Below are 19,849 nucleotides of genomic sequence, written 5' to 3' on the forward strand. Positions count from 1 at the left end.
CTAAATATTATACTCGATATTTAATTAATTTCCACATCTGACTGGATATATTAATTTAATTGTGAAATGGTTAGGATTTACTTTTGTAGTTTAGTTCTAAAATTTTGTAAACAAAAGCCATTATATCCGCCAACTCTCTAATCTTAACTCTCGGCGTTGCACCTGCATGTCCACTAGCAGTTTCAATTCTAACCCAAACAGGGGCATTTACATCCTTTAATTTAAATGCAAACTTAAAGGCATGTGCAGGATGAACTCTATCATCATGCAATCCTGTAAAGATTAGGGTTGGTGGATATTTAGCTTCTCTTACATTGTGATAGGGTGAATATTTGATTAGAAATTCACGATCCCTAGGGTCATCTGGATTTCCATACTCGGGAACCCAAGCTCGTCCAATATAGAGTTTATGGAAACGAAGCATATCTATGACAGGATAGCCAATTATTGCACCGTCAAGTAGGTCTGGTCTCTGAGTTAAAACTGCAGATACAAGTAATCCACCATTACTCCTACCAATAGCAACAACCCTTGAACCTAGATTCTTAAAGTAATCTATACAAGCAATAAAATCATCAAATACATTTTGCTTTTTTTCTCTCATTCCAGCTCTATGCCACTCTTCACCATATTCACTTCCACCCCTAAGATTTGTCATTACAAATGTTCCTCCATCTTCTAGGAATGGAATTATATCTGGGAAGAAGCGTGGAGTCAATGCAATGCTAAATCCACCATAACCATAAATTAAAACTTTTCTAGGCTTAACATCCTTCTTCTTAACAATAAACATGTGAATTTTGGTTCCATCTCGAGAAGTAGTCAATGCCTCATTAACAATGAAGTCGTCTGAAATATCCTTTGAATCAATTATCCTTAATCCAGAATCCTTCAACTGATATAAACGATAAGGCGTAAAGAATGAAGTGTATAGAAAAGCTACTTGACTACCATTAGATTGAAGAAAACTGACAGCTCCAGGCTTATCAAATTTAACCTCATTAACAAAATCTCCATTAAAATTAAATATTCTGATAGTAGAGGTTGCATGAACAAGGTAGTCTGCCACAATCTTGTCCTTAAAAACTACTGCATTTCTAAGTGGAAATACATCCTCGTCAATAATTATTTTCTTTTCACCATTATGAATTGAGAGAATTTTTCCAAACCCTTTATCTTCAAAGGACATTATAAGATAAGAGTTATCAACATAATCAATTGGCCTTGAAATGAAATCTCCATCACCATAAACTTTACTCCAGCTATCAGGCTTATCAAGCAAACCCCCATAAACACTACTCCTTGTCCAACCATAACTAACAGTCAAAAGAGCATGGGAATAATCAGTAGATGGCTCTAAACCTATAAAGTAGGATGTAGGAAGACCTTCACCAAAAACCATAATGTCAGAGTCATCCTCCCTCAAGAATATTCTTTCAGCTGGAGGCTTAACACCATCAGGAGTCCTATGTTTACGATAAAACCTAACATAGTAGAATTTATCTTCATTCAACCAAACAATGTTAAAGATTGAATCAGCTAATTCATCTAAAACCTCAAGGGAATCCACATCAACAATCCGAAGAACTCCTTCATCAGCTCCAGCCCTAGAAAACGAGTATGCAAGTCTCTTCCCATTCCTAGAAGCATAAATCATCTTTAAAACAATCTCCTCACCTAAATCCCTAGAATCAACCAGCTCAACATATTCACCATCAAATTTAAGAAGCTTAATTTTAAAGGAATCCTTCTCTCGGACGAGAAGAAAGTATCCTCTATTAGTTAACACTAATTGATTGACAGTTGGAATCACATAGTACTTAGATATTCTGGGCTCCAACCTTGAAGGAATATCGCCGAGAAAACTCCTTAACCTTTCATTTTCATTACAAATCCAATCTAACACTTTAGGATCCTTTAAATTTTCTAACCATAAATATGGGTCACTAGACTCCATCATATTCTCATATTAAAAATAATTATAAAGCAATATTAAAGCATTAAAATTGAGTGGAATTAACTTTATATGAAATCTGACGGCTCCATTCTAGGAATGTCCAATCCATCAAAATGTCTATCAAAACTTACAATAGCTTCAACATTAAACTTCTTAGCAACATAATATTGTAATGTATCATCAAAATCACGTTTAATCTCCTTCATTAAAATAGCTATGGCAATTTCATCATTAATTGTTGTATCATAAACATAGAGTGAAAGTGTATTCTCAACATTTCTTAGGAAAATAATTATTAAGTCAGAATTATTCAGTATCGACTCAATAGCATGAATAGTATAACTTGTTATAATTGCTTCAAGTTCACCTCTCGAGATCTTATCTAACAGCCTCTCACATTCATCAGCTTTATCCTGGCCTAGAAATAACTCTAGAAAGATACATGTATCAATTAGAATCAATATTTTTCCTCCAAACTTCATGTTGCAATTGGACTGAGGTACGCCTATCTTTCAAACTTCCCTTCAATTGACCCCAATCAACTTTAGTTGAAAAAATAAACTTTTTGATTAAATCTTCAAGAGCCTTCTTTATAGATCCCTTTTTATAACCATATTTTTCCATAGCCTTCCTTTTAAATTTGGAAGCTAGAGATCTACTTAATTCAACTTTAATTGTTTCGGACATAAGTACATATGTGTAAAAGTACCATAAAAATTTTATGTCAACTAAATAACAAAATGTCAATATGAATAAAGGCACATTAGATTTAAATAAATCAAAGAAATAAGTCTATTTATGACATCACCCTTTAAACAAGGTAAAGAGAGAGGTTTAATAGAGAGAAAAGCTATTCAACATAGACTAAAAGAAATTAACAAAATATTAGAATTCTTTGAGATTGAAAAGGAAACATTCTTAAAAATTGATGAGGACAAGTTGAAATATGTTCCAGAAAGATATCTAGAGGAATGTAGAGGAATAGCTGAGGGTGTCGGAGTTACATATGAGGAGATTGTAACCCTAAATTATGCCTTAATGCTTCATCAGCTATTTAGAGATGCATGTACAGCCTTCATAATTCCAAAAAACTATTCAACAGATGAATCAGTAATGCTACTAAAAAATAGGGATTTAGGCTTTAGAAGATTTCACCCTCAAGTACTATCATATTCAAGATTGGATGGATTCAATTCATTTATTGGGATAACCTCTGCTGGGAGTGTTTGCTGGTATCAAGGAGTAAATGAGAAGGGGTTAGTGGCATTTAATACTGCAACTCCATGCCAAATTATTGATCCAACACGTGCACAAGGAATGTCTATTTCAACTATTGTTAGAAGAATACTGGAAGAATGTGACTCTGTAGATGAAGCATTAAAATTTATTTCAAACTCTCAATATAATGCATGTTCCAATCTATTTTTAGCAGACTATGAGAAAACAGTTATTGTCGAATTAAAAGCTGGCTTTTCACCATATATATGGGAGATAAGTGAACCGGACTGTAGGGCAAATCACTATCTATTCCATACAAACCCTGAAGTTAAAGATAAAATGGGGATACTAGTTCAACAGCAAACTCTAGCAAGATATACGAGAGGGAAAATGATTCTAAAAATGAAGGAGAAAATAAGCTTAGAAGATTTAATTGAAATTAGTAGAGATCACTTTTATGGGCCGGGGCCATCTTCAATATGTCGTCATCCACCAATAATAGGGAGTCCTCTAATAAAAGTAATGTCATCAACAACCCTCTCCGCACAAATATTCATTTTAGGAGAAAAAATTGAAACTTACGTAGCATTAGGATATCCATGTCAATCAGAATTCATTTGCATAGAATTTGGCGATAGAATTCCTGAGCCCTTAGCATCAGGAGAAGCATGGTTAAATCAATACAAGCAACAATAGCTTATAACCCCACTTTTTCTTGATTAAAATGTCAAGGCCTATATGTTCTATAAATCGATCATTCACAAGATTTAACTGTTCAAAACAATACTATTAGATTTATTGTTAATAGTGTCATAACAGCTTTTCCAGACGCCATTGGTAATTGAAGAAATATTACTGGAGAGAATGGCATTGGTATAACAACATGTATGTGGAGTACTGAAAATGATGAAATTGAAAGAATATATAGTTCAAAGACAAGAATAAAGATCACAAACAATATAATATACAACTTCTATTATCCTTTGACAATAAATATAGATAATCCGTCATTAAGGAAAATAGATGTGAGTGAAAACAAAATAGTGAAGTACCATGAAATTGTAATTCCAGACTATATAGACATAAATAAGAACAATACATTAATTAGGGAAATAATAATTGAACCAAAGGAAAATGAAGTGGAAGACATTTACACGTCATTAAGAGTGTAGTTATGATAACAATATGTGCACTCATAGTATTTTTATTTGGAAAAATGTAAGTCATGATTACTTGTTCACTAATTGTTCACTCTTAATAATAAAAAACTATCTATATGATCAATAAAAATGTAATGTGAGGTGAAACATATGGACTTAATGAAAGATAAGGAGCTTGAAGACGTAAGAGAATTAAGAGATGTATTTTCAGCTATAGTTGAATTTGTAAAGGAGCTTAAAGAACCAATTACAGATCTTATTCAATCTTTAATGAAAGCAGTAAGTGGAAGTGAACTTGGAGAAGATGTAGCCGCTTTTTATAAGAAGTTAAAGGAAAGTGGATTACAAGAAAATATGGCTTTAAATCTTACCAAAGAATATCTTGAAGCTAGGTTAAGCATAATCAGAGACCTAGGTGCAATGATGACAAAGTTTACATCAGCTAAAAAATGGAAAACCGAAGAGCTAAGTGAATTCATCAAAAAAGCTAAGGAGACAAAAGAAGGCAGCAAAGATAATTAAAGAGCATAATTGTAACGACTAATTGAGTGACACGCGTTGAAGAGTACAGAGGAAAGAGAAGAGAAACTTGAGAGGCTATTGAAAATTGTACTTGAAAGATTAGATAGAATTGAAAAACTATTATTTTCATCAGGAATTGAAGATGCTGAAATTGTAAGTATAGCAAGTAAACTTATATTAGCGTTTTCTTTACCAGCTTTCAAAGCCTATGAAATATCCTCTCAAATTATGAGGTTAATCAGGAAGAAGAAATTAGATGATATTTCAAGGACAATTGTTGAGACATTAGCAGTAAAGGGACCATTATCTATCTCAGAGTTGACGAGGAATATCAGAGAGGTTAGAGGAAGGGCTTCAAGAAGAATAATAAGTGAGAGAGTTAGAAGACTAGAAAGAGAAGGAATAATCATCATTGAGAGGAAAGGCTCTAGATTACTAGTAAAATTGAGAAGTGAATGATATGTCTAAAGTGTTATCAATAATTAGAATTTCATTTCTATTTCTGTATTTATTTGTGGAAGTAAGTTTGATGTATATTAATATGAGGTTAAAATTTACGTTTATGAAGAGGAAATGGATTAAGGAGTTTAAGGAAAAGCTTAAAAATGAGGGGATTAAGGGGAAAGACTTAGATGAAATAGTTAAAATTTACCAGGAAGCTTTAAGTGAAGTTTGGAGTACCTTCATGAATTCGATGAGAATGTTCCAAAGTTTAAGGAAAATCAATGAATAAGGCTAAATACTGGAAGTCTAAACCATTTAAAATATGGTAAATATTTATCGTGCTTTGGAAGGATTAAAGGAAACAGTTAAAGTTTACCTAGATAAGCAATATTTGGATACATTAGAATGTACAGTGATTGACGTTATTAGAGAGAAAGGGGAAAAAGCGTATATAATTGTAGATGAAAGTATTTTTCATCCTAAAGGGGGAGGGCAACCAAGCGATCTAGGAGTTATAGAAAATGAAAATGGAACTTTTAGTGTTGCTAAGGTTCTAAATGTTAAAGGGGTTCTAGCACATTACGGTAGGTTCATTCGAGGGGATTTAAATCAAGGAGATAAAGTTAAGTTAAAAATTGATTGGAATTATAGGTTTAAAATTATGAGACTACATACTGCAGGGCATATAATAGACTATGCATTAAACAAGGTTTATGGTAGTATCATAAATACACTTAATGCTCTGCATGGACCGCCAAGGGCGTATATAGTCTATGATGCAAAAAAGCCTGATTCAAAAATGATAAATGAAATTGAAGATAAAGCAAATGAGATTGTAAAGGAAGATCGAGAAGTTAAAATAATATATTCTACAAGGGAATTACTATTCAAGTTCGCTTTTAATGCACCTAACTTAGATAGACTTCCTTTAAGTAAAAAATATAGAGTTGTTGTAATTGATGGAGTGAATGGAATACCATGTACTGGTACACATGTAAAGAGAACGAGTGAAATTGGAAAGATAAGGATTCTAGGTGTAGAGGAATTGGATCGAGGATTCAAACTTTTTTATGATGTCCAATAGGATAGTAAAAATTTTAAGGAGAATATTACAAAGAGTTTGAAATATTATTTTCACCGGAGGGTTAGCGGTTGACATGGAAACTCAAACTAGTAATTCTATGTTTAACTCATATACTGCTCCATGTCTATACAAATACTCCTCTCGCTTTAATCCCAATACTAATGGATGAATATTCATTAACGATGTTTCAATTGAGCTTGCTTGTATCAGTTCCAAGAGGAGTACAATTGCTATTCTCGATTCCTAGTGGACTAGTAGCTGACAGATTTAGTACAGGAAAACTTATATCACTTAGCTTGATTCTATCAGTCATAGCTGGAATAATAATTTTCACAAGCTCCTCTATTTGGGGTTTAATTATTGGATTTGCATTGATAGCTGTATCATCGACTATATATCATCCGCCAGCATTAAGCGCAACATCAGAAGTAATACCTGAATTTTATAGGAGTAGAGGGATGGGATTTCATGGTGCTAGTGGAAGTCTCGGCATTTCCCTGGGGCCAATAACAATTGGTCTTATGTTAAAGAGCTTAGGGTGGAGATATACTTACATAATATGGGCAATCCCAATACTAATAGTGGCATTAGTATCACTTTTCCTAAAAATAGACTGGAGAAAGGAGGAAGAGAAACATGCGGAGGAAAAGAAATTTATCTCCCCCCTAAAAAATGTATTTTCAACAACATTTATAGCATTCCTACTATTTGTAAGCCTTCGAAGTGCAGCTGGATCAAATGTATCGACCTTTATAACCACGTATTTAATTAAGGGGAGAGGACTTGACCCAAGCATTGCAAGTATAATTTTCGGATTAAGTCCACTAATAGGGCTAAGTGGCCCTATCATTGGGGGGTGGCTTGGAGATAAATTGGGATGGAAGAGAACATTCATAGTAATATTTTTGATTTTAATAACATCGTTAACTTTAACTGTTGCATCTCCGATGATACTGTTATCAGTAATATTCTACTTGTTATATGGCATGTCGAATACGATGACCATGCCAATATCTAGCGCCCTAGTAGCATTGGTAACACCAGAAGAAGCAAGGGGAACAGCCTATAGCATGTTCTTCATACCAATGAATGTGGCAGGAATATTAATGCCAATAATAGCATCGTTAATTGTTGATCTTTATGGTATATGGGTAATATTTCCACTGGCAATAGCATTATATCTCATGGCATTAGCACTAATAAAAATCATAAAAGTCTAGAGTACCTATACTCGTATAGATTTCTAATTAAAGGATTACTAGATAGGTTGATAAGGGCGAAAAGTTGGATTTTTAAATAATTATTCGAAGCCTAGAAACCTCATCATTGTTATTGCATATATTTTAGTTGTGTCAATTAAGTCTGGTATTAGGGCATATTCATTGGGTGAATGGGCAAGAGGAGGTGCATTTCCTACAGAGTACATGGCTACTGGTTTATTTGTCCTTTTAACATACCATGAATAGTCACTTGATGCAGGTATTCCTTTAACTCTTAAATTCTTCCCTATGACTTTTCTGGCCGCATATTTTATGGCTCTAATAATTTCTGATTTTGGATCAGAAATTGCGGGGGGCATTCAATCTTTTACTTCTAGTTTAAATTTTAAGTTTGGAATTTCATTTTTAGCTTCTTCAAGTACCTTTAAAATTTCATTTGTGACTTCATTATAATCTTCAGATGGTGTAATTCTTCTATCGATTGTTATTATACATTTATCGGGTACAATATTTTCTTTACTTCCTCCTTCAATTAGGTTTATAGACATTCTTGCGTAGCCGGTAATTGAATGTTTCCTATTGTTTATTTTATTGGCAAGTTTTTGTAATTTGATAATTAGTTTTGCAGCATTCACTACTGCATTTACTCCTTTTTCAAGAAAGGCTGTATGTGTACTTTTACCGTTAACTATTATCTTATATGTTCTTGATCCATTGCATCCAATGACTATTGAATCACTATCTATGGTTCCTATACCGCCATATAGCATTGCATCTGTATTGTCGAAAAATCCATCTTCTACTAATCTTTTAAATCCATAAAAACCTCCAGTTTCTTCATCAACAACAAAGGTGAAGATTAAATCTCCCTTTAATTTAATTTTTAGCTCCTCCAGTATCTTCCAAGCATATATGAATGGAGCTATTGGGAATTTATGGTCTTGACTTCCTCTACCATAAACTTTGTCACCTACAATTCTACCCTCAAATGGATTCACAATCCACTCCGATAAATCTCCTGGCGGAACAACATCTAGATGTGCATAGCATAATAATTTTTTCTCACTTGTAGTTCCCTTCATAACTGCAATTATGTTTGGTCTATTTTGAGCATATTCGACTTGCTTTACACTAAAATCTAATTCTCTAAGTTTTTCAGCTAGAAAATTGGATATTGCTTCTTCATTTCCAGGGGGATTGATACTCCTAAATTGTATTAACTTTTGAAAGAACTTTTTTATTTCATCTCTTCTTTCTTTAACTCTATCTATAACTTCTTTTTCCATGAAGTCATCTCCTGATATGGTACTCATATAGATTTTATAAAATATATGGTGTTGTAGAAATAGATTTGGAATTAGTTTGAATTATGATAATTGTTAAATTAACTTTTATGAGATATTTTAGGGGGATTGAGATTGGTTAGAATAATTATTGAAAAATGCGTTGGCTGTGGTCGATGTATTCCATTTTGTCCTGACAATGCAATTTCATTAAGCATTAGTGGTAAAGCGTATGTAGATGAGGATAAATGTGTGGAGTGTTATTCTTGTATAAGAGCAAATGTATGCCCGACAAGTGCCATTGAAAAACATTCTTTAAATTGGCCTAGAATAATACGTCATCTATTTAGTGGTGTAATTTCGGAGCATAAGGATACACGGGTACCTGGTAGAGGAACAGAGGAAATGAAGACTAATGATGTGACTGGTAGATTTAAAGTTGGAGAAATAGGCTTTTCTATTGATATTGGAAGACCCGGTGTAGGAACAAGGCTAAGTGAAGTTAATAAAGTAACTATGAAACTTGCAAAGGTTGGTGTTGAATTTGAACCTGAAAATCCTATCACGCAATTAATGATTGATAAGTTTAATGGGAGATTACGTGAAGATATTCTTGATGAAAGAGTTAGATCGGTTGTTGTTGAATTTAAAATTAAAAAGGAGCAACTACCTCCTGTCCTTAAAGTATTAAGGCAATTGTCAAGTGATGTTGATACTGTCTTTAGTTTGGGTTGTATTATTGTTTCTGAGGATTTAAATGAAGTTAAGGAGGTATTGTTGAAGTATGGTTTTGAGCCTAGGATTAATGGGAAGACTAATGTGGGTTTAGGGAGGTCAATTGTGGGAGATGAATGAAATGACTCATTCTCTTCATAGATTAGGTGATTACAAGAACTTGAGGAATGATTTCGTTGTATTAATTATGTCTGCAAAGGGTTTTAATGATAAAGGTTCAGCAATTAAGTTGAAAAGAGCTTTAGAATTGTCATTCAAGTATAATCCAGTAAATTTTGGTGATATGAAGACTGGAAATAAATTTTCAACGTCTAAAGAGCTAATATTGAAGAGTATTTCGGATACATCCATTATCCATATTGTTTTTGATGATAGCAGTAACTTGTTAGGTTACTTGAATGAACTAAAGGAGAAGGACTTAGGATTGTCTGTAGTTGTGACGGGTGTTTTTGACTATGTTAATCAAATATTAAAGAAGGTGGAATTAAAACCTCATACAATTCAGTGTTCATTGGGTGTTCATGGGAAGACTGGGTTACTACCTAGGAGAGAAATATTAGAAATAACAACTATGTGTGGTCATCATCAAATTGGACCTGGATTAGTTGAAAAATTATTAGAAGATATACAGAGTGGGAGAATAAGTATAAGTAAGGCTGCTTCAATCTTGGCGAAGCAATGTGTATGTGGAATATTCAATCCTAAGAGGGCTGAAGTACTGCTAAAAAAGATGACTAAGTAATTTCAGGCGAAACTTACTTTACTCTTTCATGTAATCAGAGTTTAAAGGTGATTAATATATTGACAAGAAGAATTGTTGTAGATTACTCAAAGTGCTCTGGATGTAGATACTGTGAGCTCTGGTGTTCCTTCTCCCATGAAGGAGTCTTTAGTTCTTCACTTTCAAGAATAACTATTGTAAAGGATGATAAAATTGGTCTAGATTTTCCCATAGTATGTAATCAGTGTAATCCTGCTCCATGCATAGAGATCTGTGCTCAAAATGCTTTAATAAGAGATGAGCATGGTGTAATAAGATTAATTGAGGATAAGTGTACTGGATGTAAATTATGTGTTAATGCATGTCCATATGGCTCAATTAAAATTCATCCAACTAGTTTGAAGCCCTTGATTTGCGATTTATGTAATGGTAACCCAGTATGCATCTCTAAATGTCCAACCAATGCACTAAGACTTTACCCCATAAAGACTCTCTCTTTGCCAGAAGATAGCCTCAAGATTCTCGATAATGCATATCAATATGCAATTGACTGTTTTAGAAAGCTTCTTAAGAGGTGGGGTTTAAATGTTGAATAAAATTTATGGTTATGCAGGTAAAATTCTGAGAATTAACTTGAGTAATCATGAAGTTAAAATATATCCAATTGAGAAGGATATAATTCTAGGCTATTTAGGCGGTAGGGGATTTAATGTTGAGAGATTATACTGGGAAGTGCCTAGTAATATTCCTCCTTTACATCCTAAAAATAAATTATTGTTTGCCACTGGTCCCTTAGCTGGAACCGCTTTTCCTATGGGTACTCGCCTTAATGTTACTTCTAAATCTCCTCAAACTGGAATTTTAGGTGATTCTAATGTAGGTGGACATTTTGCTGCTGAAATGAAGTATGCTGGATTTGATCAAATAATAATTGAGGGACGAAGCAGAAAGCCTGTATATCTTTACATAGATAATGAATGTGTTGAGGTTGAAAATGCTGAAGGTATATGGGGTCTTTCAATATCAGAGGCATTTCAAGCTATTAGACGTGAAACAGGAGGTTGGCGTGTACAAATAGCCATTATTGGGCCAGCTGCTGAAAACTATGTGAAGTTTTCAGGGATTTTCTTTAATGTTTATAGGCCTGCTGCACGTACTGGTTTGGGAGTTGTTATGGCTTCTAAAAATATTAAGGCAATTGCTATTAGAGGGGATGGCTTCATTGAGGTTGCAAAGCCTTCAGATTTTGAGAAATTTGTTGAAGAGATGGAAATTGAAATCTTCAAGCATGAACAGTATTGGCCTAGAAGAATTATGGGTACTTCTAGAATTCTCATGGCCGCAAATAAACTTGGATTTCTTCCAGCTTTTCACTTTACTAGAGGTGTTATAGATAACGCTTATAGGGTTAGTGGTGAGCGTCTAGCTTTAGAGTACAATGTTAAGAATAGGGCTTGTTTTTCATGTGTTCTTCCATGCAGTAGATTTTATGTTATAAGGAGTGGTTCATTTGCAGGATTGTTTGGTGAAGGCCCAGAATATGAGCCCCTTGGAGGATTTACAGTTAGAATTGGAAATTATAATCTTGATGCTGCTTTAAAGGCAATTAATATGGTGAATGACTTAGGCATGGATGCTATTTCTGTTAGTGAAGTTATTTCATGGACAATGGAACTTTATGAGAAGGGTCTGTTGACAAAGACCGATACTAATGGTTTAGAGTTAGAGTGGGGTAATATGGACTCAGTTTTCAAGTTGATTGAAATGATAGCATTTAGAAGAGGTTTTGGAGATATTTTGGCTGATGGTGTTGCAAAAGCAAGTGAGATGCTTGGTAGAGGGAGAGATTTAGCTTTTCATGTGAAGGGATTAGAGATTATTCAAGCTGATCCACGTGGCCTTAAGGGTTATGGTTTAGGTTTTGCTGTTTCTACTAGAGGCGCTGATCATCTTAGATCCGAGCCATTTATAGAACTTTTAGATGATCCAAGAATTGGTGAAGAATTATTTGGTGAATCTGAGGCTACTTTACGTCTTAGTACTAAGGGGAAGGGTAAACTTGTAGCTTACTTTGAAAATTGGTGTGCAGTTATAGATTCAATTGAAGTTTGTAAGAATATTGCTGAGAATATGATGATATTAACTTTTGATAAGATTTCTAAGCTAATTGATATTGTAGCTGGGATTAACTTAACTGTTGATGATGTAATTAGAATTGGAGAACGAATCGTCAATATTGAGAGAGCATTTATTGTTAGGGAGGGTATTAGGAGATCTGATGACACTCTTCCTAATAGATTCATTGAAGAGCCAATAAGGCATGGTCCATCAGCCGGCTCAAAAATAAATCTTGATCCAATGTTGAATGAGTATTATGCTGTACGTAAATGGGATTCGAATGGGATTCCGACTAGGAAAAAATTACTGGAATTAGGATTGAATGATGTATGGAGAGATTTGAAGATTCATGGAGTAATAGGAGATTAAAATAGCAATTTCTCTAAAGCTTAAATATTTTTCTTTGAATATTTGAGTGCAGTGATCGATATGAAGACACTTATTGTAAGAGTTAAGGAAATTAAGGGTTATTGTAATATTCATGAAGAAGGCGATTACTTTAAGCTTGAAGGCGGTAGATTAATGCTCCCTGGACCGAATAAGCATATATGTATCTATGCTCTTTCAAGTCTTCTTCCACTTTTACCTGCAAAGCAGAGAAAGATAGATGAACCTAATGATTGGCTACCTAGGGTGAAGGAGGTTCAATGTCCCGATCCCGAAGGTGTCGTAATCTGGGAGATAGTAGAGGAAGAGGAAATAAAAAAGTAAGTTAGTTTTTTACCAGATGTCTTCAATATATTCTTCGAGGCCTACTTTTTTAAGTGTGCTTATTAGTGGTTTACCGGTTTTTTCGTCCCATCCCATTAATCTATAGACTTCCATTACCATCCATTTTACATATGGGGCCATGGCTTTTCCAGCAGCTCTACCGCTGGGTGGAGCTTCAACTATTCTAGGCGGAACATGATAGTCATCTTTAGGTGTTAATCCACGTCTCACATTAAATATCCTTTCTAGATGAACTAATCTCTCACCAACCCTTAACGCTTCTTCAGGTGTAAAGTCCCATCCGGTTGCTGCTGCCACTGCACCTGAAGTAAACTTCACAGCTCCAGGAACTCCCCATGTTGCAAACCAACATGTACCATTACAGTCATCCCAATACTTCTTGGGCCATGTTTTAGCTACTGCCATTGGTTTCAGTCTTGGATTTAATGGATCTTCATATTTTGGATATCCTACATCTGGCTCTGTTGCCCATGCATCTGCTGCTGGTGCTGGCCAACCTGAGCCACCACCTACTATTTGTCCCAGCATTATCCCCCAAGTAGCTCTCCAGTCATGTAAATTCATTCCTGAACCCTTAATATGAATGGCATACTTCCATGATTCTCCACCAATATATTCTGCAGCTTTCTTGGGTCCTAGGGATAATAGCTTACCTATTTTCCCTTCTTTTCTTGCCGCTTTATTGAGGAGTTTTTCTATTAGCTCAGGATCCCCCCATTTCAATTCTATTCCATCTGTGTCCTCCTTAGTTAATAGTCCCTTTTCATAGCATTCAATGCATAGGGCTATGGTGCATCCAATGGTGCTTGATTCAAAGCCAAGTCTATCACAGAGGTCAATTAAATAGAAGACCCAATTGCTATCATACACTCCCACTATTGAGGCAGCTCCCTCTAGATTTTCTCCTCCCCCGGCTGGAGTTGCCACATAACCCTTCTTGGGTCCTTCAACTAATTCTACATCGTAGCTACATGCAATTGGACATGCATAGCATGCCTTTGGTGTTATTTTATGCTTTGACATACCTACGCCCCACTGTTCAGGGCTAACTTCTAGAAAGTTTTTAGCTGAGGTTATCGACATACTTTTAGCATATCTATATTCATCTCTTGGTATTCCTCCCTTAGCTAGTCCCCTTGCAACATCACTTTTAAATAGATTTTCATGCCACATTTTACAGATTTCTCTCAATTTTTCTTCATCATATATTGGAACCTTCTGGGTACCATAAACTGCTATAGCCTTCAATTTTTTACTTCCCATTACTGTTCCAACACCTGAATGCGAGAAAGAGTGATTTTTATCATTTTCAATTAAAGCTCCATGACATAGATTTTCACCTGCTGGTCCAATAGCTGCTACACTGGCTTTAGGTTCTCCTAAATCCTCCTTAACTAAATCTTCAGTTTCATGTGTATCTTTACCCCAGAATTTACTTGCATCTCTAAACTCAGCCTTACCGTTATGGATCCATAAATAAACGGGCTTCTCAGACTTTCCAACAATAATTATGCCATCGAATCCTGCAAACTTTAAATTTGGACCGAAAAATCCATGTGAGTGTGAGCGGCCTGCAGTGAAACCTGTATCTGCATTTAATGTGGCGATTGAAGTATTATTGGCTGCAGGGACCCATGGAATGCCTGTTAAGGGTCCAGTCATAAATATAAGTGGATTCTCAGATTCTAGGGGATGAATCCCTGGAGGACACATTTCATATAAATATTTTAGCCCTAAACCCCAGCATCCAACAAACTTTCTTAATACTGGTTCATCTGGAAGTGGTGTATACCATATTCTCTCATTTGTTAAATCAACCCAAAGAATTCTCCCCATATACCCTCCTTTCATAAGGATTCCTCATTAACAAATATCATTGGAACATATATAAATAAGTAAAAATCTTTCAATAAATTGTTTTTATAGTTAAAATGTTAAATTTATAAATTAGAAGTATATTTTCATAGCGTCTCAATTTATGTCTAATTCAATTGTAAAACTGGATGAATACTTGTCATGTCTTATGAATAAATATGTTATGAATAGTAGCATTATTAGTGGAACCTGAATGTAGCTCCAAAATTTGAACATTTCAACAAATCCATAAATATCCACTAAGAACCCGGATATTATACTGGAGGTAAATGCTCCTATTGCTCCCACTGAGTTTATTATACCCGCTGTAATGGATGAGTATTTTTCTCCAACTAACCTAACGGGAATTATGGCAGTTATATGTGATTCTATTGAGTATAAGAGAGCGCTGAGTGTTAATAATGTCATCATTCCAGTTTTCCTATTTGACTGATAGATTCCTGGAAATATGTAAATTAATATTGTTGTAATTAGGGCTATTACTAATGTGAATAATGTTTTCTTTTCAATTACTAATTTGTCTGATATGTATCCAGATATTATCATTCCTATACTGCCTGAAATAGGCAATATTACTGCTATTAATGTTGAATTTAAAGTTGACTTTTCTATGGAAAATATATATGAAGGCAAGTATACTATTAGACCATACCTGATGGAATCTATAATGAAAAATGATAATGCCAGTAGAAATATTAACTTAGAATGTCTTCTTACATTATCTCTCCTTTTTTCTCTTCTAGATTCTCCCTTCCCTGAGGTAAGTTTCCTATCTATCTTATCCATTATTCTAATTAGCTGTACTGATGCAGGTATGCCTATAGATAAAAATAGTAAGCCGTTAAATGTAAATCCATTTCTCCATTTCATGTTAGATATAAGCAAGCCAGTAAGTAGCCATGAAATTGCATGTCCAATAGCCCAGCTTGTATTAAACAAACCAAACATTGTGCCTAAATTCTCTTCCTTCGCAATTATTGACACCACTTTAACTAATGTTGGCCAACCAAGTGATTGAAAATATCCATTTAACATCCAAATCATCAGTAATAACGAATAATTCTCACATAGACCAAACAGTATGGTCATAATACTAGAACCGATAACCCCTATAAACACAAGTTTTTGAGACTTGTACTCAATGCTAAGATAGCCATTTAGTACTTGACCAGTTGCATACATGATGAAAAATCCAGATGCAATAACTCCTAGCTGCGAATGCGAGATATCTAGCTCTATGTTAATTAGTGGAAGAGCAATTGAAAAATTAACTCTACATAGGTAAAAGGATGCATAAATAACCCAAGTGATGATTAAAGTGCTTGGAATACTCAAGATTTCTGGGTCTCCCCTTAATTTTAAATATGGTATTCCTAGACTATTTTAAATGCTTTTATTATTTTACATCTATTTTGATCCAATGTTTTAATGCATCACTTATTACAATGCTTTCATTCTTTTTTGCTTCTAGTTCTTCTGGTGTCAATGGTATTACTTCTATATAAGGTGTTATTTTTTTCTTCCAAATTATATAGTTGATTAAGTCTAGTCTCTCTGTAAATTTCATGTTCTTGAAGTCTGATGATACTATTATTAAGTCAATGTCACTTGTTTTAATCCATGTTCCTTTAGCGTAGCTTCCGAAGAGATAAACTGCCTCTATCCTGATTTTATCTTTTAATTTCTCTATTAATTTCTCAATTGCCTTTATGACTTCCTCTGGCATATTCTTTAACATACTTTAAGACCTCCTCTGCAATTTTAACTGCTCTTTCAGCTTCAATTCTATCTACTGATTCACTTGGTAAACCGTTTGCTGCATCTGGATATCTCGTTATGGTATAGTATTTGTTTAGAATGTATAGTTGATTTTCAAGTTCAACTGGTAAATTAAATTTTGCTTCTTTGAGTATCCTATAAAGTTCGGTTACTGTGTGGAGGTATGGTGGGTTTTCTCTTCTGACTATGAAGAATAGTGCCTTCAAAATTTTTTCTACTGCCTGTTGAGCATAGAAAGCAGCTCTAAACCACCTTCCTCTGTTTATAGCTTCTTTTGCATCGTAAATGTCTTCTTCAGCAGCTCTAATCCATAATGCAAATCGTCTATTCATATTATCCTCCATACATTTATTGTCCTCCTCAATTAATTGTCTTTCGCACTATTTCAAATCTATATGTCAAATTGTGAGGTGAAGAATGATGAATTCTATATATATTCTCTAAATGTTTATCTTATACTGAAATGTTACATTTAAATCTCCAAGTGACGCTCCTATAGAAGTTTTAACTCAACCTAGAAGTTTATGGATTTTACCCAGCTGGCCTGAAACCCTAGAAATTCTTGTTTGTGGTGACGTAAAGGTTAATGGTATTCCTTATTGGAGAGAGCTTGTAAGAGAGGCAAATTTAATTGATCCTGACCTAATAATTTTCCTTGGCGATTTAGTGAATATCCCTACTATTCAATCAGAATGGATTAAGTTTCTTGAACCCTTTAACTTAGTTTTAGACCCAATCTATATGAATCCAGGTAACCATGAGTATTCTAGTGTAGGTAATGTTAAGTTTTATGAGCGAATAATTGGCCCTGTCAATTATTCAGTTGTTATAGGTGACTTCTTATTGATAGCTCTAGATACTGATCTGAATGGCTGGATTACTATGGATAGACTTAAATGGGCTGAAAAATCTTAATGAAATATAGAGATAAAACTAAGATAATGTTCTTTCATCATCCGTTATTCGATCCAAAAATTAAATTCTTAGAGTCTGGCTACTTTAAAATATCCTCCTGAACTGACTTCGACTACTTCATAGAGAATGATCTAGTTTACTCTGAAACTGGTAGTTGGATTAACCATTTAAATGAGGCTAAAGAACTCTTTAGACTCATAATTGAATATGATGTTAGACTTATTCTAAGTGAGCATATCCATACAGATCTGAATGTAATAATTGAAAATATAAAAACTGGAAAGAAGCATTACTTCATCTCACCAGCAGCATTAGCATATGATATTCCAGACTATGATTTAAGAGGATTTAAACTTATCAAGATTAGTGCTAACGGAACAGTTGATGAATCAACGTTATATTATCCTGGAACTGGGGTCTTCAAATATCCAAACTCGATTCCAATTGATACTGGATGCACAGTAAACTATCAGCCAAAACAACCATATGAAATAGGCTTCCTAGAATACTATTATACTCCAATAAATGATGGAAGTAGCCATGTAGTTAGCTTCATAGTCAAAAACAAATTAAATATAACCTTCAGAAATCCTCGAATCATATTTAGATTCCCAGCTGACATTCCGATAGAAAACTATGAATGGCATCCATACATGCCAGACTACGAGTACATAAGGAAGGATAACATATATTACGTCATCTTAAAGAACATTGAAATACCTGCACTAAGCACTTTATATTTAACTGTAGAGGCTGTTGACGACATTAGCAAGCCAACTATAAGTTTTGTTAATGTCCCAAGTAGTGTTGATCCCGGCTCCTGGGCTATAGTGCAAGTTGAGGCTTCAGATGATGCATGGGATGTAAAGGACATAATTATACAATATTCTATTGCTGGAGATGAATGGATGTCCCCGTCACTTATAGATTTTGTAGAGTCAAGTAATGGTAAAGTTGTCTATAAAGCATGGATACGAGCACCAGAAACCAATACAATCTGGAAGGTTAGGGCTTCAGCGATAGATTGCTCAGAAAAAACAAGCAACTATATATATGCAGACATGTTGTTGGAGTCCCTCAAAACCCAAATACACATTAAACACAAATTCTTCACCGATATCTAGAGTTCAATTTACCATTAATGGCACCAGCTATACCACTCCACTCACAGAACAGTTGGAAGAAGGATTCTTCTACTTTATAGCATTAAAGTAGAAGAATCTCTTTCCAGGCTTTTCTACCACTTCACTTTGAGCGTTATTAATGAATCGATAAAAGTCACTAACGGAAAGCTAACTTTTTATATAACTAAAGCCAAGTTTTATATGTATGCCCATAGGAGGCTTAAGCAGTATGGGGAAACTCAGCTACCTAAAACAGTTTGAAAGTAAAAATACAGTTAGAGTATATAGGTTGGCGCTCAGGAAATTCTTCAAAACTGTTTATGGCGGAACTGCTGATTCAAAAACCCTAGAGCAGCTAGCTGAAAAATACTTCGCTGAACAGCGCGACTATATGCATGACGTACAAAACTTTGCAGTTGCAATTAAAAATAATGCTCCAAAGTCAAGGCGACTGTTCCTATCAGCAATAAAAATATTCCTCCTGGAAAACCATGTGGAGCTGCCACAGCTATTCTGGCGGCGTCTACGCCTGAGAATTAAAGGCAGCAAGCCAATCACTGAAGAGAAAATTCCAAGCAGAGAAGAGCTGCTTCGCATATTAATGCACCTGCCAATACAAGGTAAAGCATTATTTCTAACCTTGCTTTCAAGTGGAATGCGAATAGGGGAAGCATTAAAACTCAAGCTAAGCGACATAGACTTAAACTCAACTCCACCAAGAATAACTATTCGTGCAGAATACACTAAAACAGGAACAAGGCGAATAACCTTCATCACAAACGAAGCCAGAGAAGCCATAAAGGAATGGCTTAAAATCCGCAACGAATACCTAGAGGCATCAGCTAAGCGGAGTGGAGGCAAGAAAAAGCTGAAAGATGAAAGATTATTCCCATTTAGTCCCGCTAATGCAAGAGTAATGTGGCGGAACGCATTGAGAAAAACTGGAAACCATCAAGTAGATC

General features: G+C 34.7%; 24 protein-coding genes. 15 read left to right on the plus strand and 9 right to left on the minus strand.

Annotation, left to right across the window (positions count from 1 at the left end):
- Positions 1-70: 70 nt before the first annotated feature.
- From ACW8TM_RS09855 to ACW8TM_RS09865, 3 genes are all read right to left on the minus strand, one after another.
- Complete coding sequence (locus ACW8TM_RS09855) at positions 71-1,957, minus strand: prolyl oligopeptidase family serine peptidase (protein ID WP_491533120.1); 1,887 nt, start codon at positions 1,955-1,957, stop codon at positions 71-73.
- Positions 1,958-2,022: 65 nt separating this feature from the next.
- A complete protein-coding gene (locus tag ACW8TM_RS09860; RefSeq protein ID WP_491533121.1) occupies positions 2,023-2,418 on the minus strand; it encodes a type II toxin-antitoxin system VapC family toxin in 396 nt (131 codons plus the stop codon).
- Positions 2,405-2,644: a hypothetical protein gene (locus ACW8TM_RS09865; RefSeq protein ID WP_491533122.1), complete on the minus strand. Its 240-nt coding sequence runs from the start codon at positions 2,642-2,644 to the stop codon at positions 2,405-2,407. Before ACW8TM_RS09865 ends, ACW8TM_RS09860 begins: the two co-directional genes overlap by 14 nt.
- Positions 2,645-2,755: 111 nt before the next feature.
- Here ACW8TM_RS09865 and ACW8TM_RS09870 point away from each other — a divergent pair, with 111 nt between their 5' ends.
- The 7 genes from ACW8TM_RS09870 to ACW8TM_RS09900 all read left to right on the plus strand — a co-directional run bounded on the left by ACW8TM_RS09870 (position 2,756) and on the right by ACW8TM_RS09900 (position 7,605).
- A complete protein-coding gene (locus tag ACW8TM_RS09870) occupies positions 2,756-3,871 on the plus strand; it encodes a C45 family autoproteolytic acyltransferase/hydrolase (RefSeq protein ID WP_491533123.1) in 1,116 nt (371 codons plus the stop codon).
- A 191-nt stretch (positions 3,872-4,062) separates the two neighbouring features.
- Positions 4,063-4,347, plus strand: coding sequence for a hypothetical protein (locus tag ACW8TM_RS09875; RefSeq protein ID WP_491533124.1), 285 nt, complete (start codon positions 4,063-4,065; stop codon positions 4,345-4,347).
- Positions 4,348-4,494: 147 nt separating this feature from the next.
- On the plus strand, positions 4,495-4,857 hold the full coding sequence (locus tag ACW8TM_RS09880) for a hypothetical protein (RefSeq protein ID WP_491533125.1): 363 nt from the start codon (positions 4,495-4,497) through the stop codon (positions 4,855-4,857).
- A 36-nt stretch (positions 4,858-4,893) separates the two neighbouring features.
- Positions 4,894-5,316, plus strand: coding sequence for a hypothetical protein (locus tag ACW8TM_RS09885; protein WP_491533126.1), 423 nt, complete (start codon positions 4,894-4,896; stop codon positions 5,314-5,316).
- Between the two features lies 1 nt (position 5,317).
- On the plus strand, positions 5,318-5,590 hold the full coding sequence (locus tag ACW8TM_RS09890; RefSeq protein ID WP_491533127.1) for a hypothetical protein: 273 nt from the start codon (positions 5,318-5,320) through the stop codon (positions 5,588-5,590).
- A 54-nt stretch (positions 5,591-5,644) separates the two neighbouring features.
- Entirely contained in the window at positions 5,645-6,385 is a 741-nt protein-coding gene (locus tag ACW8TM_RS09895) for an alanyl-tRNA editing protein (RefSeq protein WP_491533128.1), read from the plus strand.
- Between the two features lie 68 nt (positions 6,386-6,453).
- A complete protein-coding gene (locus tag ACW8TM_RS09900) occupies positions 6,454-7,605 on the plus strand; it encodes an MFS transporter (protein ID WP_491533129.1) in 1,152 nt (383 codons plus the stop codon).
- 80 nt (positions 7,606-7,685) lie between these two features.
- On the opposite strand, the gene ACW8TM_RS09905 is transcribed toward ACW8TM_RS09900, so the two are convergent.
- Both ACW8TM_RS09905 and ACW8TM_RS09910 read right to left on the minus strand, forming a co-directional pair.
- A complete protein-coding gene (locus tag ACW8TM_RS09905; protein WP_491533130.1) occupies positions 7,686-7,964 on the minus strand; it encodes a M20/M25/M40 family metallo-hydrolase in 279 nt (92 codons plus the stop codon).
- The gene (locus ACW8TM_RS09910; RefSeq protein WP_491533131.1) at positions 7,965-8,891 is read right to left on the minus strand and encodes a M20 family metallopeptidase; all 927 of its coding nucleotides are present in this window, start codon (positions 8,889-8,891) and stop codon (positions 7,965-7,967) included.
- A gap of 132 nt (positions 8,892-9,023) precedes the next feature.
- Here ACW8TM_RS09910 and ACW8TM_RS09915 point away from each other — a divergent pair, with 132 nt between their 5' ends.
- The 5 genes from ACW8TM_RS09915 to ACW8TM_RS09935 are packed head-to-tail and all read left to right on the plus strand — an operon-like array spanning position 9,024 to position 13,173.
- Positions 9,024-9,743 carry a DUF362 domain-containing protein gene (locus tag ACW8TM_RS09915; protein ID WP_491533132.1) on the plus strand — a complete coding sequence of 240 codons (720 nt, stop codon included), beginning with the start codon at positions 9,024-9,026 and terminating at the stop codon, positions 9,741-9,743.
- Positions 9,744-9,783: 40 nt separating this feature from the next.
- Positions 9,784-10,365: a hypothetical protein gene (locus ACW8TM_RS09920; protein ID WP_491533133.1), complete on the plus strand. Its 582-nt coding sequence runs from the start codon at positions 9,784-9,786 to the stop codon at positions 10,363-10,365.
- Between the two features lie 59 nt (positions 10,366-10,424).
- Entirely contained in the window at positions 10,425-10,940 is a 516-nt protein-coding gene (locus ACW8TM_RS09925) for a 4Fe-4S dicluster domain-containing protein (RefSeq protein WP_491533134.1), read from the plus strand.
- Positions 10,930-12,831: an aldehyde ferredoxin oxidoreductase family protein gene (locus ACW8TM_RS09930; RefSeq protein ID WP_491533135.1), complete on the plus strand. Its 1,902-nt coding sequence runs from the start codon at positions 10,930-10,932 to the stop codon at positions 12,829-12,831. The genes ACW8TM_RS09925 and ACW8TM_RS09930 overlap by 11 nt, the downstream gene beginning before the upstream one ends.
- Positions 12,832-12,891: 60 nt before the next feature.
- The gene (locus tag ACW8TM_RS09935; protein ID WP_491533136.1) at positions 12,892-13,173 is read left to right on the plus strand and encodes a TIGR04076 family protein; all 282 of its coding nucleotides are present in this window, start codon (positions 12,892-12,894) and stop codon (positions 13,171-13,173) included.
- Positions 13,174-13,182: 9 nt separating this feature from the next.
- On the opposite strand, the gene ACW8TM_RS09940 is transcribed toward ACW8TM_RS09935, so the two are convergent.
- The 4 genes from ACW8TM_RS09940 to ACW8TM_RS09955 form a co-directional block, all read right to left on the minus strand.
- Positions 13,183-15,030, minus strand: coding sequence for an aldehyde ferredoxin oxidoreductase family protein (locus ACW8TM_RS09940; protein ID WP_491533137.1), 1,848 nt, complete (start codon positions 15,028-15,030; stop codon positions 13,183-13,185).
- Between the two features lie 135 nt (positions 15,031-15,165).
- Positions 15,166-16,404: an MFS transporter gene (locus ACW8TM_RS09945; protein WP_491533138.1), complete on the minus strand. Its 1,239-nt coding sequence runs from the start codon at positions 16,402-16,404 to the stop codon at positions 15,166-15,168.
- Between the two features lie 61 nt (positions 16,405-16,465).
- On the minus strand, positions 16,466-16,807 hold the full coding sequence (locus tag ACW8TM_RS09950; RefSeq protein ID WP_491533139.1) for a nucleotidyltransferase domain-containing protein: 342 nt from the start codon (positions 16,805-16,807) through the stop codon (positions 16,466-16,468).
- Positions 16,767-17,180, minus strand: a complete 414-nt coding sequence (locus ACW8TM_RS09955; protein ID WP_491533140.1) for a HEPN domain-containing protein — start codon at positions 17,178-17,180, stop codon at positions 16,767-16,769. Before ACW8TM_RS09955 ends, ACW8TM_RS09950 begins: the two co-directional genes overlap by 41 nt.
- A gap of 226 nt (positions 17,181-17,406) precedes the next feature.
- Here ACW8TM_RS09955 and ACW8TM_RS09960 point away from each other — a divergent pair, with 226 nt between their 5' ends.
- The 3 genes from ACW8TM_RS09960 to ACW8TM_RS09970 form a co-directional block, all read left to right on the plus strand.
- Positions 17,407-17,763, plus strand: coding sequence for a metallophosphoesterase family protein (locus ACW8TM_RS09960; RefSeq protein ID WP_491533143.1), 357 nt, complete (start codon positions 17,407-17,409; stop codon positions 17,761-17,763).
- 653 nt (positions 17,764-18,416) lie between these two features.
- Positions 18,417-18,887: a hypothetical protein gene (locus ACW8TM_RS09965; RefSeq protein ID WP_491533141.1), complete on the plus strand. Its 471-nt coding sequence runs from the start codon at positions 18,417-18,419 to the stop codon at positions 18,885-18,887.
- 205 nt (positions 18,888-19,092) lie between these two features.
- A partial coding sequence (locus ACW8TM_RS09970) for a tyrosine-type recombinase/integrase (protein WP_491533142.1) occupies positions 19,093-19,849 on the plus strand: 757 nt, incomplete at its 3' end.

It is taken from the genome of Candidatus Culexmicrobium sp., from assembly GCF_058356305.1.

Excerpts from the sequence above, each read along its gene's own strand:
- ACW8TM_RS09855 (WP_491533120.1), bottom strand. The coding sequence starts at position 1,957 with ATGGAGTCTAGTGACCCATATTTATGGTTAGAAAATTTAAAGGATCCT.
- ACW8TM_RS09865 (WP_491533122.1), bottom strand. The coding sequence starts at position 2,644 with ATGTCCGAAACAATTAAAGTTGAATTAAGTAGATCTCTAGCTTCCAAA.
- ACW8TM_RS09870 (WP_491533123.1), top strand. The coding sequence starts at position 2,756 with ATGACATCACCCTTTAAACAAGGTAAAGAGAGAGGTTTAATAGAGAGA.
- ACW8TM_RS09875 (WP_491533124.1), top strand. The coding sequence starts at position 4,063 with ATGTGGAGTACTGAAAATGATGAAATTGAAAGAATATATAGTTCAAAG.
- ACW8TM_RS09880 (WP_491533125.1), top strand. The coding sequence starts at position 4,495 with ATGAAAGATAAGGAGCTTGAAGACGTAAGAGAATTAAGAGATGTATTT.
- ACW8TM_RS09890 (WP_491533127.1), top strand. The coding sequence starts at position 5,318 with ATGTCTAAAGTGTTATCAATAATTAGAATTTCATTTCTATTTCTGTAT.
- ACW8TM_RS09905 (WP_491533130.1), bottom strand. The coding sequence starts at position 7,964 with ATGCCCCCCGCAATTTCTGATCCAAAATCAGAAATTATTAGAGCCATA.
- ACW8TM_RS09910 (WP_491533131.1), bottom strand. The coding sequence starts at position 8,891 with ATGGAAAAAGAAGTTATAGATAGAGTTAAAGAAAGAAGAGATGAAATA.
- ACW8TM_RS09930 (WP_491533135.1), top strand. The coding sequence starts at position 10,930 with ATGTTGAATAAAATTTATGGTTATGCAGGTAAAATTCTGAGAATTAAC.
- ACW8TM_RS09935 (WP_491533136.1), top strand. The coding sequence starts at position 12,892 with ATGAAGACACTTATTGTAAGAGTTAAGGAAATTAAGGGTTATTGTAAT.
- ACW8TM_RS09940 (WP_491533137.1), bottom strand. The coding sequence starts at position 15,030 with ATGGGGAGAATTCTTTGGGTTGATTTAACAAATGAGAGAATATGGTAT.
- ACW8TM_RS09950 (WP_491533139.1), bottom strand. The coding sequence starts at position 16,807 with ATGTTAAAGAATATGCCAGAGGAAGTCATAAAGGCAATTGAGAAATTA.
- ACW8TM_RS09955 (WP_491533140.1), bottom strand. The coding sequence starts at position 17,180 with ATGAATAGACGATTTGCATTATGGATTAGAGCTGCTGAAGAAGACATT.
- ACW8TM_RS09965 (WP_491533141.1), top strand. The coding sequence starts at position 18,417 with ATGCCAGACTACGAGTACATAAGGAAGGATAACATATATTACGTCATC.